Source organism: Citrobacter freundii complex sp. 2024EL-00216 (assembly GCF_043945515.1).
GTDB lineage: Bacteria > Pseudomonadota > Gammaproteobacteria > Enterobacterales > Enterobacteriaceae > Citrobacter > Citrobacter portucalensis.
In genome coordinates, this window is the sequence record NZ_JBIMRA010000009.1 from 122632 (window position 1) to 138884 (window position 16253).

Sequence of the window (16253 nt, forward strand, 5' to 3'; positions counted from 1 at the left end):
TGAAAAGGGTTAAATGATACCTACCGGCCAGTGATGACCGATAAAATACAAAATTCCGGCAGAGAGTATCCCGGCCACAATATCGTCGATCATGATCCCCGTCCCGCCATGCACGTTGCGATCAAACCAACGAATCGGCCACGGCTTCCACATATCCAGAATACGGAAAATCACAAATCCGGCGGCAACCCACTGCCAGTCGTTGGTCGGCAGCGCCATCAGGGTAATCCACATCCCGACAAACTCGTCCCAGACAATGCTACCGTGATCGTGCACGCCCATATCTTTCGCCGTTTGATGGCACAGATAAACGCCGATACAGATAGATAACATCACCACCAGCGAATACAGCTGCCACGGCAGAAAGGTCATTAAATACCAAAAAGGGATCGCCGCCAGCGATCCCATCGTGCCAGGAACAATTGGGCTCAGCCCGCTGCCAAAACCGGTGGCTAACAGGTGCCACGGATTGCGCATACTCAGGCGGCTTTTGGCGACATCTTTTTTAAGGCGCGGCAAAATGGTCATATCCTTTCCAGTCAAACGTGACGGGTTTTCCATCGCGCGTAAAGTGAATGCCTTCCACGTCCGCGCTCATCTGCCCAATGCAGGTAAACGCTGCGCCGAGATTTCCCAGCGCTACGTCCAGCGCACCACGATTAATTTCCGGTACGGTAAAGCATAACTCATAATCTTCACCTCCCGAGAGCGCCCAGCGCAGGGCCTGTTCCGGCTCAACGTGCTGTGACAATGCCGTGGAGTATGGCAGCACATCAACGTTAACCCGTGCGCCACAGCCGCTGGCATTAACGATGTGTCCCAAATCGGAAATCAGGCCATCGGAGAGATCGATAGCCGCACTGGCCAGATCGCGCAGGGCTTGTCCCTGCAAAATACGCGGCGTGGGACGCAGATGACGTTGCAGCAGATAGTCCGCGTCTGTTGCATCTGCAACCTGCAATCGGTTCTGCAAAATCGCCAGCCCGGCCGCACTGTCGCCCGGTGTGCCGGTAACATAAATCCAGTCACCCGGTTTCGCGCCGGAACGTTTTAAGGCCCGCCCAACGGGGACGTAGCCATGGATACCCAGCGTCATCGACAGCGGCCCACGCGTGGTGTCACCACCAATCAGCTGCATATCATAGTAATTGAGGAGTTCAAACAGGCCATCGCTGAAGGCTTCCAGCCAGGCTTCATCGACGTCAGGTAACGTGAGCGCCAGCGTCAGCCACGCAGGATCCGCCCCCATCGCCGCCAGATCGCTCAAATTCACCGCCAGCGCTTTCCAGGCGAGATCGGTCGGATCAATGTCGGGGAGGAAGTGGTTGCCTGCCACCAGCGTATCGGTACTGATCGCCAGCGTTTGTTTTTCAGGGATGTTCAGAAGTGCGCAGTCGTCACCAATACCGGTTTCGACATCAAGACGAGAAGTTCTTACGCGGTCAAAATAACGGGCAATCAGGGAAAACTCGCCACATGCCATACGTTATGCCTCAGCAGAAAAAAAAGAAAAAGCCGGGGACAGCGGAAACAGGTTCCACCATCCAGCCGGCCTCGGGATTACTTTTTGTTGGGGCGAATCACAGGTGCTGCTTTATCCAGTACGCCGTTCACGAATTTGTGGCTATCTTCAGCGCCGAAGGTTTTTGCCAGTTCAATCGCTTCGTTGATGGCCACTTTGTACGGCACATCACTACGTTTAGACAATTCAAACAGCGCAATACGCAGTACGGCTTTTTCTACCTGACCCAGCTCTTCCAACAGACGAGACAGGTAAGGCTTCATTAATCCATCCAGGTACGCGCTGTTAGTCGCCACCCCGGACAGCAGTTCACGGAAATACAGAACGTCGACATCTTTAACGTCCTGTTCCGCCAGGAACTGGTATTCAACATCAGCGATGTCGTTCTGGGACAACTGCCAGGAGTAGAGCGCCTGGACGGCACACTCACGGGCGCGGCGACGAGCAGCAGGTTTCACGGATTTCCCCTTACAAAAATCAGGCCTTGATGGCTTTCAATACATTAATCATTTCAAGCGCAGTCAGTGCAGCTTCTGCGCCTTTGTTACCGGCTTTAGTGCCAGCACGTTCGATGGCTTGTTCAATACTTTCGGTGGTCAGAACACCGAAGGCTACCGGAATGCCACTGTCCTGAGCGACATGCGCCAGGCCATTGCTTGCACCGCCAGCCACATATTCGAAGTGCGCGGTACCGCCACGGATCACCGTACCGAGCGCAATCACCGCGTCGTATTTACCGGTTTTTGCCAGTGCGTCAGCCGCCAGTGGCAGCTCATATGCACCTGGAACCCAAACAACGGTAATGTTTTCATCTTTAACCTGGCCAATACGTTTCAGGGCGTCGATAGCACCTTCCAGCAGGCTGTCATTGATAAAGTTGTTGAAACGCGCAATGGTGATGGCGACGCGAGCGTCCGGGGTAGCAACGTTAGCTTCAATAATGTTCATATTCTTCCTTCGGGTTCGATTTATGGCCCCGTAAGGGGGGCGGATTTTATCATAATATTCTGTGCGCTGCTTCCTCTAAATCAGAAAGCCTCACGCAGTCGTTAAATGCAGGCAAACGTCCGGGCCCACCTGGCGTATCTCATTGAATTTGAAATGGGGTGCGTCAGCCAGTTTCTCAAGGCCTGGAAGCACACATAATCCTCTCGCATCGCTGCCTAACAGTTTAGGCGCAACATACACGATTAGCTCATCGACCAAACCGGCCTGTAATAATGCCCCGGCGAGCGTTGGGCCTGCTTCAACCCAAATGCTGTTAATTTGCTGTTTGCCCAGTTGCATCATTAGCACCACCAGATCCAGATGCCCGTTATGTTCCGGCACCTTCAGGCTGCGCACCGTCTCCGGCCAGCTACGAGGGTCGTCTTCAGTCCGGACAATCCAGGTTTCTCCAGGCTGTTGCACAATTCGGTGCGCCGGTGTGACCTGATTCTGGCTATCAAGAACAATGCGGATTGGCTGACGCAGCTCTTCCTGCGGGTAACTCGCCTGAGTTGACTCCCCAAGCTCCGACCAACGCACGGTAAGCTGAGGGTCGTCTGCCAGCACCGTCGCACTGCTGGTTAAAATGGCATGGCTTTGCGCGCGCAAGCGTTGCACATCGCGGCGCGCCTGTGGCGAGGTGATCCACTGGCTTTCACCGCTGGCCATCGCTGTACGGCCATCAAGCGACGCGCCAAGCTTAAGCTGAAGATATGGGAATCCCGTACGCATGCGCTTGAGGAAGCCTTTATTCAGTTGCTCAACTTCGCTCATCATCAGCCCGTGGCTGACGTCGATACCCGCCTGCTGCAAACGGTAGAGCCCACGTCCTGCGACCTGCGGATTGGGATCCTGCATCGCCGCAACCACACGCGACACCCCCGCCGCAATCAGCGCATCGCAACACGGCGGCGTGCGACCATGATGACTGCAGGGTTCGAGCGTCACGTAGGCAGTTGCCCCCTGCGCTTTTTCTCCAGCCATCCGCAGAGCATGAACTTCGGCATGCGGTTCGCCCGCGCGGTGATGATATCCTTCACCGACGATCTCCCCATCTTTCACAATCACGCAGCCCACGTTGGGGTTGGGGTGAGTGGTAAAACGTCCGCGCGCAGCAAGCTTTAGCGCGCGCGCCATGTACAATTCATCCTGCATGGCTTAGTCCTGTAGGCGAGCAATCTCTTCGCCAAATTCTTTGATGTCTTCGAAACTCCGGTAGACAGAGGCAAAGCGGATGTAGGCGACTTTATCGAGCTTTTTCAACTGCTCCATCACCAGGTTGCCAATCATCTTGCTCGGCACCTCACGCTCGCCCGTCGCACGCAGCTGTGATTTGATATGGTTTAACGCCATTTCGACGTCATCTGCACTGACAGGGCGTTTCTCAAGCGCTCTGAGCATGCCGCTGCGCAGCTTTTCTTCATTAAAGGGTTCACGCACATCGTTGCTTTTCACAACGCGCGGCATGACAAGTTCAGCCACTTCAAAAGTGGTGAAACGTTCGTTACAGACCAGACACTGCCGACGGCGGCGTACCGAGGAGCCCTCGCCTACAAGACGAGAGTCAATTACCTTAGTGTCTACGGCGAAACAGAATGGGCAATGCATACGGCGTCCTGTACCTCAGTGGTTAACAGAATCTATTTTACCCTGAACTGCCGTGACAACAAAGGCGCTGCGCTTTTGAGACAAAGGATCGATGCCTTCGTGCTCAGTGCACACTACCATTATGCTATCGCGACAATGAAGGAAGTAATCACAATGACAAGACGTTACCTAAGAATTCTCCTGGTGGGAAGTCTCTTTAGTCTTAGTGCCTGCGCACAGCAAAGCGAAGTACGCCAGATGCATCAAAGCGTTAGCACGTTGAATAAAGAGATGACGCAGCTTAATCAGGAAACGGTAAAAATTACGCAACAAAATATGTTGAATGCAAAATCAACCAGCGGCGCCTATCTGCTGCCCGGTTCCAAAACCCCGGCACGACTGGACAGCCAGATTGGCACCTTACGCATGTCGCTGGTGAACATTGCGCCGAACGCCGATGGTACGCGCCTGACGCTACGAATTCAGGGTGAATCCAACACGCCTTTACCCGCCTTTAGCGCCACCGTCGAGTACGGGCAAATTCAGGGCACCACGGACAACTATCAGGAAGTGAACGTTCATAACCAATTGGTCAACGCTCCGGCGAGTATTCTAGCTCCCAGCGACGTAGACATTCCGTTACAGATAAATGGCCTCACTCCAGATCAGTTAGGATTTGTGCGCATCCACGACGTCCAGCCTGTTAGCCAATAAACTTTTTTGCGGAACGTTTTGTGCGTTCCGCAACATCACTTCGCTTCTTTTTGTTACTCCCCTGACATAACCGATATTTCTGGTAAAACTTGGCAACATTCATGGGAGCCAGTACAATTCGCCGCCTAAAGTACGCAAACGTGAACGCAATCGATTACGTAAATGATAGAACTGTGAAACAAGACATATTTTTGTGAACAATGATTTTTATAATAGGCTCCGAAGAATTACGAAATATTTAGAAACGCAAATTGCGCATTTTTCACTCCCGAAAGGGATTTCAAACAGTGGCATACATATGAAAAAAACATTACTTGCAGCCGGTGCAGTGCTGGCGCTCTCCTCGTCTTTTACTGCCAACGCAGCAGAAAATGACAAACCGCAATATCTGTCCGACTGGTGGCACCAAAGCGTTAACGTGGTGGGTAGCTATCACACCCGTTTCTCCCCGAAACTGAACAACGACGTGTATCTTGAATACGAAGCGTTTGCCAAAAAAGACTGGTTTGACTTCTATGGCTACATCGATATTCCGAAAACCTTCGACTGGGGTAACGGCAACGATAAAGGTATCTGGTCTGACGGTTCCCCGCTGTTTATGGAAATCGAACCACGTTTCTCCATCGACAAACTGACCGGTGCTGACCTGAGCTTTGGTCCGTTCAAAGAATGGTATTTCGCCAACAACTACATCTACGATATGGGTGATAACAAAGCCAGCCGCCAGAGCACCTGGTACATGGGTCTGGGTACCGATATCGATACCGGTCTGCCGATGGGTCTGTCCCTGAACGTGTATGCTAAATACCAGTGGCAGAACTATGGCGCATCCAACGAAAACGAGTGGGATGGCTACCGTTTCAAAGTGAAATACTTTGTGCCGATCACCCAGGTTTGGGGCGGCCAGTTGACCTACATCGGCTTCACCAACTTCGACTGGGGCTCAGATTTGGGTGATGATCCGAACCGCACCAGCAACTCTATCGCGTCCAGCCACGTCCTGGCGCTGAACTACGATCACTGGCACTACTCCGTCGTAGCGCGTTACTTCCATAACGGCGGCCAGTGGAAAGGTGGAGATACCCTGAACTGGGGCGAAGGCGACTTCAGCGCGAAATCTACCGGTTGGGGTGGTTACCTGGTCGTAGGTTACAACTTCTAATCCAGACAATGTCTCGCAGACAAGCCAGCTTAACCGCTGGCTTTTTTATGGCTGGTCTTCACAGCGTACTTTACGCAAAAAGTCACTTAGCGAGCGATCTGCCGATTCGCGAAAATGCCTTTCGAGTGGCGTAATCTTCAGACATCGATCAACGCGAAAGCAACGATAATCGTCACGCTTCTCGCACCAGCCAACCAGCAGCCAGTGCTCGCCCCAGAAAAATAATCCCAGCGGCTGAACGTCGCGCCAGGAGAGGTTCCCGGACTCATCGCGATAATGCAGCGCCAGCACCTGCTGGGCTGAAACCGCGCGATGTATGAGATCGAAGGCACTACGTGAATGCGGCTGATTACCAAAATCTGGCGCGAAAATCCGCGTTTGCTCGGCTCTGCGCCGACTCTCTGGCGGCAATATCGCCAACACTTTTTCCTGCGCGGATTCCAACGCCTGTGAGAGTGAATCCCCACCCCATGTTTTCAGCAATCGAATCGCTACCATCAATGCTTCTGATTCGTGATGCGTTAACATCAACGGCGGTAGATCAAACCCGGCCATTAAGCGGTATCCGCTGCCCACTTCGCCTTCAATAGGCACACCGGATAAAGAGAGATCGCGGATATCGCGATAAATCGTCCGTTCAGAAACCTCAAGACGCTCTGCCAGCAGCGCCGCCGTTGTCACTCGCCTGCCACGCAGGATTTGCACAATCTGAAACAAGCGGTCGGCGCGTCTGCTCATTTTAATCCTCAGTGCTGAAAATATTACGCGGGTTGATGTAAACCAACACGATTGCCTTCGCTGTCAGTAAATAGCGCAATCGTACCAATGTCCTGACCCAGTTCTAGTGGGCCAAACACACACTGACCGCCAGCAGTGGCGACGCGTTCAAGCGTTGCAGCCAAATCGTCCGTATGCAGATAAATGATAGCGCCCTGCGTTGAAGGCGTAATACCGTCAAATTTAGCCAGCGCCCCGCCGGGAGCGGGATCCTGATGCGGAAATACGGCGAGCTCAGCGCAGTCCATGTTCTCCCGGCGCAAAGAAACCTGCATTACTGGCTCATAAAAAGCGATGGCGCGGTCCATTTGTGCCACGGGGATTTCAAACCAATTAATTACGTTGCTCATACTTCCTCCTGCCTGTGTGGGTAATCTCAGGAGGACTATATGACAGGGCTGCTGACAGCATACTGTCAGTAGTGTGGCGACAGGAAAAGATAATTACCTGTCGCTAATTCACAGGCAAAAAAAATCCCGACCTTGCGATCGGGATTCCAGTATCTTCACTCCTGGATGGGTTAAGGCAGAATCGACGGTTGATCTGCCCCTTCTTTCTCGACCTTCTGCTGCAGCATGTGCTCACGCTTCATACCCAGCTTCAGCGCCAGCGCCGATGCCACGTAGATAGAAGACGCAGTACCGATAGAAACACCGATCAGCATCGTCAGCGAGAATCCTTCCAGTACCGGACCACCGAACAGGAACAGCATCAGAATAACCATCAACGTTGTACCGGACGTAATCAACGTACGGTGCAGCGTTTGAGTCAGTGACACGTTAAAGATTTCGTAAGGCGTACCGCGACGAATTTTGCGGAAGTTTTCACGAATACGGTCAGATACAACGATACTGTCGTTCAGCGAGTAACCGATTACCGACATCAGTGATGCGACGATAGTCAGGTCAATCTCGATATGGAACAACGACAGGATCCCAAGTGTGATAATCACGTCGTGCGCCAGCGCGATAACTACCCCTGCCGCCAGTCGCCACTCAAAGCGGAAACCGACGTACACCAGGATGGAGATCAACGCCGCCATCAGCGCCATCGCACCTGTTTGCGCCAGGTCTGCACCCACGCTCGGACCCACGAATTCAATTCGCTTCACCGCGGCGTTTTGGTTGGTGGATTCGTTAATCACACTCAACACTTTGCTACCCAGCACCTGACCGCCGTCTGCACCTTCAGTTGGCGGCATACGTACCATAATGTCGTGGCTGCTGCCGAAGTTCTGCAGAAGCGGATCAACGAAGCCCGCTTTCTCCAGCGCATCGCGCATCACGTCCATATCGGCCGGTTTTTCCAGCGTGATTTCAATAACCGTACCACCGGTGAAATCGAGACCCCAGTTAAACCCGCGTACGCCCATCACCACGATGGCCGCAATCAGCAGGAAACCTGAAATGCCGAAAGCCCAGTAGTCCCAGCGCATAAAGTCCCAGACTTTACGGCCGTGGTTCAATTGTTCAACAGTATATTCCTGTGCCACTTCGCACTCCTCAGATTGACAGCTTTTTGACGCGCTTGCCGCCATACAACAGGTTTACGATGGCACGTGTACCGACAATCGCGGTAAACATCGACGTCGCCACACCAATACCGGTAGTAATCGCGAACCCTTTAATTGCCCCGGTGCCAACTGCGTACAGGATGATGACCTTGATCAGCGTCGTAATGTTCGCATCAAAGATGGAGCTAAATGCGCCCGCATAACCTTCATTGATGGCCTGCTGCACCGAACGCCCGTTACTCAACTCTTCTTTGATACGTTCGTTGATCAGTACGTTCGCATCGACCGCGACGGCAAGGGTTAAGACGATCCCCGCAATCCCCGGCATACTCAGCGTAGCACCCGGCAGCAACGACATAATACCGACAATCAGCACCAGGTTAGCAATCAGCGCACTGGTCGCAATCAGACCGAACTTCTTATAGAAGAAGATCATGAACAGGATAGACACCACCAGACCGGCCAGACATGCTTCCAGACCCTGTTTAATGTTCTGCATACCCAGGGTTGGGCCGATGGTACGTTCTTCAACAATCTGAATCGGCGCAATCAACGCACCGGCACGTAACAGCAGGGAAAGCTGGCGTGCTTCGTTCGGGTTGTTGATACCGGTGATACGGAAGCTGTTACCCAGGCGAGACTGGATATTGGCGATGTTAATCACCTCTTCCTGTTTCACCAGTACTGCACGACCGTTGGCATCTTTCTTACCGCTGTCTTTGTACTCCACGAACAGGGTCGCCATCGGCTTACCGATATTGTCCTTGGTGAAGTTGGACATGATGTTACCACCTGCGCTATCCAGCGAGATGTTAACCTGCGGCTGATTGTATTCGTCCTGGCTGGAAGTGGAGTCGGTGATATGGTCACCGGTCAGGATCACGCGCTTGTACAGCACAACCGGCTGACCTTCGCGAGATTGTTTCACTTCCGAATCACCTGGTACACGCCCGGATGCCGCAGCAGACTGGTCAACGTTGGTATTTACCAGACGGAATTCCAGCGTCGCGGTTGCGCCCAGAATTTCTTTCGCACGCGCGGTATCCTGAATACCCGGCAGTTCGACCACAATGCGGTCAGCACCCTGACGTTGTACCACCGGCTCAGCAACACCCAGTTGGTTAACACGATTACGCAGAATGTTGATGTTCTGCTGTACTGCGTATTCACGGGCTTCGCTCAGGCGCGCATCGGTCATTACCGCACGCAGAGCATTGCTGCCCTGGCTGGAAATAACCAGATCCTGGTGACGTTTGCTCAGGTAAGAGATAGCTTCATCACGGGCGCTGCTATCACGGAAAGTGATGCTCAGACCGTAGTTATCTTCTTTGCGAACGGTAGTATAAGGAATGCCTTTTTCACGCAGATCGCTGCGCAGGCTATCGATATTTTGTTCCTGCAACTTACTCAGCGCGGTGTCCATATCCACTTCCATCAGGAAATGAACGCCGCCACGCAGGTCAAGACCGAGTTTCATCGGTTCTGCGTGAATGGCAGCCAGCCAGCGCGGGGTTGCCGGAGCAAGGTTAAGCGCCACGACGTACTGATCGCCCAGTACGCCCATTAATACTTCACGTGCGCGCAGTTGGGTATCAGTGGAGTCGAAGCGCGCGAGAATAGCACCCTCTTCCAGAGCCACAGACTTAGGTGTGATTTTATCTTCTTGTAACGTTTTCTGGACCTGGATCAGCGTTTGCTCACTGGCGGCGGCACCGCGCACGCCAGTGATTTGAACAGCCGGATCCTCACCATACAGGTTGGGAAGCGCATAGAGCAGACCGACGACAATAACGACGATCAGCATGACATACTTCCACAAAGGATAACGGTTTAACACGGCAGTTCCCTTTGGGAAAACAATAAATTACAGCGCCTTCATGGTGCCTTTCGGCAGAACGGCAGCTACGAAATCACGTTTGATAACCACTTCAGTGGTGTCGTTCAGCGCGATAGCGATGTAGCCAGATTCTGCTACTTTAGTCACGCGACCCACCAGACCACCGTTAGTCAGTACTTCATCGCCTTTCGCAATGGAGTTCATCAGGTTCTTGTGTTCTTTGGTACGCTTTTGCTGTGGGCGCAGGATCATGAAATAGAAAATCAGACCAAACACCACCAGCATCAGAATCAGAGACATCGGGCTGCCCTGCGCCGGAGCACCTGTTGCCGCTACCGCATCAGAAATAAAAAAGCTCATTCAAATTCCCTCATTATTAAAATTAATCAACGTTCACAGGTGGAACTGGTCTACCCTGACGTTGGTAAAAATCGGTCACGAAGCTCTCTAATTTACCCTCTTCAATAGCCTTGCGTAAACCCGCCATCAAACGCTGGTAGTAGCGAAGGTTATGAATCGTGTTGAGTCGCGCGCCCAATATTTCGTTGCAACGGTCGAGATGATGCAAGTAAGCGCGCGAATAATTGCGACAGGTGTAACAATCACACTCAGCATCGAGCGGACTGGTGTCGCTTTTATGTTTCGCGTTACGAATTTTTACCACGCCGTCAGTCACAAACAAATGACCATTACGGGCATTTCGCGTTGGCATCACGCAGTCAAACATATCGATACCGCGACGCACACCTTCAACCAGATCTTCTGGTTTGCCGACGCCCATCAGGTAACGCGGTTTATCTGCCGGAATCTGCGGGCAAACATGTTCCAGAATGCGGTGCATATCTTCCTTCGGCTCACCGACAGCCAAACCGCCGACAGCGTAGCCATCAAAGCCGATATCTACCAGACCTTTGACGGAGATATCACGTAAATCTTCGTAAACACTGCCCTGAATGATGCCAAAAAGCGCATTTTTGTTGCCGAGACTATCAAAACGGTCACGGCTGCGCTTCGCCCAACGCAAAGACATCTCCATTGAGCGTTTAGCATAGTCCCAGTCGGCCGGATACGGTGTACATTCATCGAAGATCATCACGATATCGGAACCGAGATCGTATTGAATCTCCATCGACTTCTCTGGATCGAGGAAAATCGGATCGCCGTTGATCGGGTTGCGGAAATGCACACCCTGCTCGGTAATCTTGCGGATATCGCCCAGACTGAAAACCTGGAAGCCGCCGGAATCGGTAAGGATTGGCCCTTTCCACTGCATGAAATCGTGCAGATCGCCGTGCAGTTTCATGATTTCCTGACCCGGACGCAGCCACAGGTGGAAAGTGTTGCCGAGGATAATCTGTGCGCCGGTCGCTTCAACTTCTTCCGGCGTCATGCCTTTTACTGTGCCGTAAGTACCGACCGGCATAAAAGCAGGCGTTTCTACTACGCCACGATCAAAAACCAGGCGGCCACGGCGAGCGCGACCGTCTGTGGTATCCAGTTCAAATTTCATCTTCACTCCTGCGTCAGAAAAACAGTCCGACGTTTTAAACACTCATGCCGGAGACTTACTCCCCGACACGCTCAGAAATAGCCTGCGGATTGTACGTGATAAACATGGCATCCCCGTAACTAAAAAAGCGATATTCCGCTTTTACCGCTTCATGATAGGCGTGCATGGTGTTTTTATAACCAGCAAATGCGGAAACCAGCATAATCAGCGTCGATTCCGGCAGGTGGAAGTTGGTGACCAGAGCATCAATCACCTGATATTTATAGCCTGGATAAATAAAGATTTGTGTATCGCCGAAGAACGGCTCGATGAGATCGTTTTTGGCCGCCTGCGCCGCACTTTCCAGCGAACGCACGGAGGTGGTACCTACCGCAATCACGCGATTACCGCGCGCTTTCGCCGCCAGCACCGCGTCCACTACATCCTGCGGCACTTCCGCATATTCGGAATGCATAATGTGGTCTTCGATGGTGTCTACGCGTACCGGCTGGAAAGTACCCGCTCCAACGTGCAGGGTGACGAACGCCATTTCAATGCCTTTATCGCGCAGTTTAGCCAGCAGCGGATCGTCAAAATGCAGACCCGCGGTCGGCGCAGCGACGGCACCCGGTTTTTCGCTGTACACGGTCTGGTACAGCTCGCGGTCGGCGTCTTCATCCGGACGGTCGATATACGGAGGCAACGGCATATGGCCGATGGCGTTGAGGATATCCAGCACGCTGCGTTCGTCGTTAAACTCAACTTCAAACAGCGCGTCATGGCGGGCGACCATCGTCGCTTTAATACTTTCGTCGTCGCCCAGCAGCAGCTCGGCACCCGGTTTCGGCGCTTTCGAGGCACGAATATGCGCCAGAATACGTTTGTCATCCAGCATACGCTCGACCAGCACTTCAATCTTGCCGCCGCTGGCTTTACGACCAAACAGACGCGCAGGAATGACGCGGGTGTTGTTAAAGACCAGCAAGTCTCCATGGTTGAGCTTATCGAGCAAATCGGTGAAAGTACCGTGCGTCAGCGCGCCCGTCGGCCCGTCCAAAGACAGCAAGCGGCAGCTACTGCGCTCAGCTTGCGGATAGTGGGCAATCAGGGATTCGGGTAGTTCAAAGGTGAAATCGGTAACGCGCATGACACTGACTCAGACTAAAATAAGAGGCGGGTAGTCTAGTGCCGGGGCGTTCTCCCTGCAACCTTTACCCCTCAAGTTAAGAGACATAATCTATACACAAAATCATTCAAGATGCATCGAGGCGGCAACTGAATGAGTCCCCGGGAGCTTACTCAAGTAAGTGACAGGGGTGAGTGAAGGCAGCCAACAAAGAGGCAGTTTGAAGGATGAAGTGGATATGAATTTTCTTGCGCACCTGCACTTAGCTCACCTTGCCGATAGCTCGCTTTCCGGCAATCTGCTGGCCGATTTTGTCCGGGGTAATCCGGAAACACACTACTCGCCTGATGTGGTAGCAGGCATCTTCATGCATCGTCGTATCGACGTGATGACCGATAACTTACCGCAGGTGCGTGAAGCCAAAGAGTGGTTTCGTAGCGAAACGCGCCGCGTCGCGCCGATTACGCTGGACGTTATGTGGGATCATTTTCTGTCGCGCCATTGGTCGGAAATCTCCCCTGACTTCCCGCTGACGGACTTTGTGCGCTATGCCCGTACCCAGGTAACCACTATTTTGCCGGAATCGCCGCCGCGCTTTATCAATCTGAACAACTATATATGGTCAGAGAAATGGCTTGAGCGCTACCGGGACATGGATTTTATCCAGAACGTCCTGAACGGCATGGCCAGCCGCCGTCCACGGCTCGATGCCCTACGCGACTCATGGTATGACCTCGATACGCATTACGATGCGTTAGAAGAACGATTCTGGCAGTTTTATCCGCAAATGATGGAGCAGGCGCGGTGTAAAACCCTTTGATCGCAGCCCACATTCCCCGCCGGATAAGCAGTAGCCGCCGTCCGGCAAAAGATTGATAGACAAAACCTGTCTCATTGATTGCCAGCGCCTCTTTGTCTTATTCCCGAACACTCTCTATACTGGCCCGCGTTGCGTTCCAAAAACCCCTTAACTTTGCAGGAGAATTATATGGTACTGGTAACTCGTCAGGCTCCGGATTTCACAGCAGCTGCGGTACTGGGTAGCGGTGAGATCGTTGAAAACTTCAACTTCAAACAGCATACCAACGGTAAAACCACCGTTCTGTTCTTCTGGCCGATGGACTTCACCTTCGTTTGTCCGTCTGAACTGATTGCATTCGACAAACGTTACGAAGAATTCCAGAAGCGCGGCGTTGAAGTTGTTGGCGTTTCCTTCGACTCTGAATTTGTCCACAACGCATGGCGTAACACCCCTGTCGACAAAGGCGGCATCGGTGCAGTGAAATACGCAATGGTTGCTGACATCAAACGCGAAATCCAGAAAGCCTACGGCATCGAGCACCCGGAAGCGGGCGTTGCGCTGCGCGGTTCTTTCCTGATCGACGCTAACGGCGTTGTTCGCCACCAGGTGGTTAACGATCTGCCGCTGGGTCGTAACATCGACGAAATGCTGCGCATGGTTGACGCGCTGCAGTTCCACGAAGAGCACGGCGACGTTTGCCCGGCACAGTGGGAAAAAGGTAAAGAAGGTATGAACGCGTCTCCGGACGGCGTGGCAAAATACCTGACCGAGAACGTTTCCAGCCTGTAATTGGCATGAATCGACAAAAGGCCCGCAAATGCGGGCCTTTTTTATTGTTAGCAGATCCGATAAGCGATTAAAACGCGAAGCAGGAACAGCCAAGCGCGCCCCAGAAAGCTCGGTCATCTGACACCGGAATCCCCGATTTCCGCGCAATATCATGCTGGTGACCGTGTACACCGCAGCTACCGCAGCACTGGTGCATCTGCACCATTGCGCCAATTTTCGCCGCAGCAGGTGGCGCTGAGCGATAATGCCCTGGCACCTTCACCACTGGTGACCAGTCCGGCACAATCGGAATAGCAGGTGGTGCCAGCGGAGTGAAATGCCCGGCGGCGTAAACCACTTTGCCATCAACAACGGTCATCACCGCCTCTATACCTTTGATCTCTTCTTCCGGCACGCTGAAGTAATCTTTAGACAGCACCACCAGGTCGGCCAGTTGATCTTTCTCGATGCGCCCTTTCTTACCCTGCTCGCTGGAAAACCAGGCGCTACCGGCCGTCCACAGTTCCAGGGCAACATCACGCGGCAGACGGTTGTTATCATCGTACATTGCCATCCCGCCAACGGTACGGCCCGAAACCAGCCAGTAGAGCGCGGTCCACGGGTTGTAGCTGGCCACGCGGGTGGCGTCAGTCCCCAGCCCGACCGGAACGTCAGCCGCCAGCATTTTCGCCACCGGCGGCGTATGTTTAACCGCGTCTTTGCCGTAGCGATCGACAAAATACTCTCCCTGGAACGCCATACGGTGCTGGACCGCAATCCCGCCGCCCAGTGCTTTTACACGCTCAATGTTTCGTTCGGTAATTGTTTCGGCGTGATCAAAGAACCAGTGCAGGCCATTGAACGGGATATCACGATTAACTTTCTCAAATACGTCCAACATTCGGCTGATAGATTCATCGTAGGTGGCGTGCAGGCGGAACGGCCAGCGATGCTCCACCAGGTGACGAACCACGCGCTCCAGCTCATCTTCCATCCCCTCCGGCAGATCCGGACGTGGCTGAAGGAAGTCTTCAAAATCCGCTGCAGAAAAGACCAGCATTTCCCCCGCTCCGTTGGCACGATAGAAGTCGGTTCCCTGCCCTGGCTTGAGCATATCGGTCCAGCGTTCAAAGTCTTCCAGTTCCTGCTTCGGACGCTGGGTAAACAGATTGTAGGCAATACGTACCGTCATCTGTTTGTTAGCGTGTAACTGCTCAATGATCTCGTAATCTTCCGGGTAGTTCTGGAAGCCGCCGCCCGCATCGATGGCGCTGGTCAGTCCCAGACGGTTCAGTTCACGCATAAACTGACGGGTCGAATTAACCTGCATTTCCAGCGGCAGTTTTGGTCCCTTTGCCAGCGTCGAGTAAAGGATCATGGCGTTCGGTTTAGCGATCAGCATTCCGGTCGGGTTGCCGTTGCTATCACGCACAATCTCACCGCCCGCCGGATCCGGCGTCGCTTTGGTATAGCCAACCGCTTTCAGCGCGGCGCGGTTGAGCAAAGCCCGGTCGTAGAGATGCAGAACAAAAACCGGAGTATCCGGAGCGGCTTCATTCAGTTCTTCGAGGGTTGGCATGCGACGTTCGGCAAACTGGAATTCACTCCAGCCGCCCACCACGCGTACCCATTGTGGCGACGGCGTTCTGTCAGCCTGGTCTTTGAGCATGCGTAGCGCGTCCGCCAGTGACGGCACGCCCTCCCAACGCAATTCCAGGTTGTAATTCAGTCCACCACGAATAAGGTGCAGGTGCGAATCGTTCAGGCCCGGGATCACCGTATGTCCTTGCAGATCGACAACCTGCGTCCCTTCGGCGGCAAAGCTCATTACCCGTTCGTGGCTACCGGTCGCCAGGATCTTTCCGTTGGCGATCGCCACCGCCTCGACCTGCGGACTTTGCCTGTCGAGAGTATGAATTTTTCCGTGAGTCAGAATCAGTGTGGCAGTTTGAGACATAACAATCTCCTG

At 53.2% G+C, this 16253-nt stretch carries 18 protein-coding genes; 4 read left to right on the top strand and 14 right to left on the bottom strand.

All coding sequences use genetic code 11. The features are described 5' to 3' along the window. Nucleotides 1-9: 9 nt before the first annotated feature. From pgpA to nrdR, 6 genes are all read right to left on the bottom strand, one after another. Nucleotides 10-528, bottom strand: coding sequence for a phosphatidylglycerophosphatase A (gene pgpA, locus ACHHZ7_RS13950; RefSeq protein ID WP_003021578.1), 519 nt, complete (start codon nucleotides 526-528; stop codon nucleotides 10-12). Continuing rightward, nucleotides 506-1483 (bottom strand): thiamine-phosphate kinase, encoded by a 978-nt coding sequence (thiL, locus tag ACHHZ7_RS13955; RefSeq protein WP_060682662.1) that lies wholly within the window; start codon nucleotides 1481-1483, stop codon nucleotides 506-508. The genes pgpA and thiL overlap by 23 nt, the downstream gene beginning before the upstream one ends. A 77-nt stretch (nucleotides 1484-1560) precedes the next feature. Continuing rightward, a complete protein-coding gene (nusB, locus tag ACHHZ7_RS13960) occupies nucleotides 1561-1980 on the bottom strand; it encodes a transcription antitermination factor NusB (RefSeq protein WP_000801129.1) in 420 nt (139 codons plus the stop codon). A 19-nt stretch (nucleotides 1981-1999) separates the two neighbouring features. Next, nucleotides 2000-2470, bottom strand: coding sequence for a 6,7-dimethyl-8-ribityllumazine synthase (gene ribE, locus ACHHZ7_RS13965; RefSeq protein ID WP_003021575.1), 471 nt, complete (start codon nucleotides 2468-2470; stop codon nucleotides 2000-2002). Between the two features lie 90 nt (nucleotides 2471-2560). Further along, nucleotides 2561-3664: a bifunctional diaminohydroxyphosphoribosylaminopyrimidine deaminase/5-amino-6-(5-phosphoribosylamino)uracil reductase RibD gene (ribD, locus tag ACHHZ7_RS13970; RefSeq protein WP_008783929.1), complete on the bottom strand. Its 1104-nt coding sequence runs from the start codon at nucleotides 3662-3664 to the stop codon at nucleotides 2561-2563. 3 nt (nucleotides 3665-3667) lie between these two features. Next, nucleotides 3668-4117: a transcriptional regulator NrdR gene (nrdR, locus tag ACHHZ7_RS13975; protein ID WP_003021571.1), complete on the bottom strand. Its 450-nt coding sequence runs from the start codon at nucleotides 4115-4117 to the stop codon at nucleotides 3668-3670. A 153-nt stretch (nucleotides 4118-4270) separates the two neighbouring features. On the opposite strand from nrdR, the gene ACHHZ7_RS13980 reads away from it, so the two are divergent. Both ACHHZ7_RS13980 and ACHHZ7_RS13985 read left to right on the top strand, forming a co-directional pair. Then, nucleotides 4271-4810 carry a DUF3251 domain-containing protein gene (locus tag ACHHZ7_RS13980; RefSeq protein ID WP_020996578.1) on the top strand — a complete coding sequence of 180 codons (540 nt, stop codon included), beginning with the start codon at nucleotides 4271-4273 and terminating at the stop codon, nucleotides 4808-4810. Nucleotides 4811-5108: 298 nt separating this feature from the next. Continuing rightward, nucleotides 5109-5972: a nucleoside-specific channel-forming protein Tsx gene (locus tag ACHHZ7_RS13985; RefSeq protein ID WP_003021561.1), complete on the top strand. Its 864-nt coding sequence runs from the start codon at nucleotides 5109-5111 to the stop codon at nucleotides 5970-5972. Between the two features lie 45 nt (nucleotides 5973-6017). Here ACHHZ7_RS13985 and ACHHZ7_RS13990 read toward each other — a convergent pair whose 3' ends face one another. The 7 genes from ACHHZ7_RS13990 to queA all read right to left on the bottom strand — a co-directional run bounded on the left by ACHHZ7_RS13990 (nucleotide 6018) and on the right by queA (nucleotide 12735). After that, entirely contained in the window at nucleotides 6018-6710 is a 693-nt protein-coding gene (locus ACHHZ7_RS13990; RefSeq protein WP_057067578.1) for a YafY family protein, read from the bottom strand. 23 nt (nucleotides 6711-6733) lie between these two features. After that, nucleotides 6734-7099, bottom strand: a complete 366-nt coding sequence (locus ACHHZ7_RS13995; protein WP_008783926.1) for a VOC family protein — start codon at nucleotides 7097-7099, stop codon at nucleotides 6734-6736. 170 nt (nucleotides 7100-7269) lie between these two features. Then, nucleotides 7270-8241, bottom strand: coding sequence for a protein translocase subunit SecF (gene secF / locus ACHHZ7_RS14000; protein WP_003021550.1), 972 nt, complete (start codon nucleotides 8239-8241; stop codon nucleotides 7270-7272). Between the two features lie 10 nt (nucleotides 8242-8251). Then, a complete protein-coding gene (secD, locus tag ACHHZ7_RS14005) occupies nucleotides 8252-10099 on the bottom strand; it encodes a protein translocase subunit SecD (RefSeq protein ID WP_003021547.1) in 1848 nt (615 codons plus the stop codon). 27 nt (nucleotides 10100-10126) lie between these two features. Then, a complete protein-coding gene (gene yajC, locus ACHHZ7_RS14010) occupies nucleotides 10127-10459 on the bottom strand; it encodes a preprotein translocase subunit YajC (protein ID WP_003021544.1) in 333 nt (110 codons plus the stop codon). 22 nt (nucleotides 10460-10481) lie between these two features. Beyond that, nucleotides 10482-11609, bottom strand: a complete 1128-nt coding sequence (tgt, locus tag ACHHZ7_RS14015) for a tRNA guanosine(34) transglycosylase Tgt (RefSeq protein WP_003021535.1) — start codon at nucleotides 11607-11609, stop codon at nucleotides 10482-10484. Nucleotides 11610-11664: 55 nt separating this feature from the next. Next, nucleotides 11665-12735, bottom strand: coding sequence for a tRNA preQ1(34) S-adenosylmethionine ribosyltransferase-isomerase QueA (gene queA / locus ACHHZ7_RS14020; protein ID WP_060682663.1), 1071 nt, complete (start codon nucleotides 12733-12735; stop codon nucleotides 11665-11667). A 217-nt stretch (nucleotides 12736-12952) separates the two neighbouring features. On the opposite strand from queA, the gene acpH reads away from it, so the two are divergent. Then, entirely contained in the window at nucleotides 12953-13534 is a 582-nt protein-coding gene (gene acpH / locus ACHHZ7_RS14025; RefSeq protein ID WP_003830978.1) for an ACP phosphodiesterase, read from the top strand. Nucleotides 13535-13702: 168 nt separating this feature from the next. Then, nucleotides 13703-14305, top strand: a complete 603-nt coding sequence (locus ACHHZ7_RS14030; RefSeq protein ID WP_003021524.1) for a peroxiredoxin — start codon at nucleotides 13703-13705, stop codon at nucleotides 14303-14305. A gap of 67 nt (nucleotides 14306-14372) precedes the next feature. Here the strand turns inward: ACHHZ7_RS14030 and ACHHZ7_RS14035 are convergent, their stop codons facing one another. Beyond that, nucleotides 14373-16241, bottom strand: coding sequence for an amidohydrolase (locus tag ACHHZ7_RS14035; protein WP_060682664.1), 1869 nt, complete (start codon nucleotides 16239-16241; stop codon nucleotides 14373-14375). Nucleotides 16242-16253: the final 12 nt, after the last annotated feature.

Bases quoted from the DNA above. Each gene is read 5' to 3' on its own strand.
- acpH (WP_003830978.1), top strand. From the start codon at position 12,953: ATGAATTTTCTTGCGCACCTGCACTTAGCTCACCTTGCCGATAGCTCG.
- ribE (WP_003021575.1), bottom strand. From the start codon at position 2,470: ATGAACATTATTGAAGCTAACGTTGCTACCCCGGACGCTCGCGTCGCC.
- pgpA (WP_003021578.1), bottom strand. From the start codon at position 528: ATGACCATTTTGCCGCGCCTTAAAAAAGATGTCGCCAAAAGCCGCCTG.
- ACHHZ7_RS13990 (WP_057067578.1), bottom strand. From the start codon at position 6,710: ATGAGCAGACGCGCCGACCGCTTGTTTCAGATTGTGCAAATCCTGCGT.
- ACHHZ7_RS14035 (WP_060682664.1), bottom strand. From the start codon at position 16,241: ATGTCTCAAACTGCCACACTGATTCTGACTCACGGAAAAATTCATACT.
- ACHHZ7_RS13985 (WP_003021561.1), top strand. From the start codon at position 5,109: ATGAAAAAAACATTACTTGCAGCCGGTGCAGTGCTGGCGCTCTCCTCG.
- tgt (WP_003021535.1), bottom strand. From the start codon at position 11,609: ATGAAATTTGAACTGGATACCACAGACGGTCGCGCTCGCCGTGGCCGC.
- queA (WP_060682663.1), bottom strand. From the start codon at position 12,735: ATGCGCGTTACCGATTTCACCTTTGAACTACCCGAATCCCTGATTGCC.
- ACHHZ7_RS14030 (WP_003021524.1), top strand. From the start codon at position 13,703: ATGGTACTGGTAACTCGTCAGGCTCCGGATTTCACAGCAGCTGCGGTA.
- ACHHZ7_RS13980 (WP_020996578.1), top strand. From the start codon at position 4,271: ATGACAAGACGTTACCTAAGAATTCTCCTGGTGGGAAGTCTCTTTAGT.
- ACHHZ7_RS13995 (WP_008783926.1), bottom strand. From the start codon at position 7,099: ATGAGCAACGTAATTAATTGGTTTGAAATCCCCGTGGCACAAATGGAC.
- yajC (WP_003021544.1), bottom strand. From the start codon at position 10,459: ATGAGCTTTTTTATTTCTGATGCGGTAGCGGCAACAGGTGCTCCGGCG.
- ribD (WP_008783929.1), bottom strand. From the start codon at position 3,664: ATGCAGGATGAATTGTACATGGCGCGCGCGCTAAAGCTTGCTGCGCGC.
- nrdR (WP_003021571.1), bottom strand. From the start codon at position 4,117: ATGCATTGCCCATTCTGTTTCGCCGTAGACACTAAGGTAATTGACTCT.
- thiL (WP_060682662.1), bottom strand. From the start codon at position 1,483: ATGGCATGTGGCGAGTTTTCCCTGATTGCCCGTTATTTTGACCGCGTA.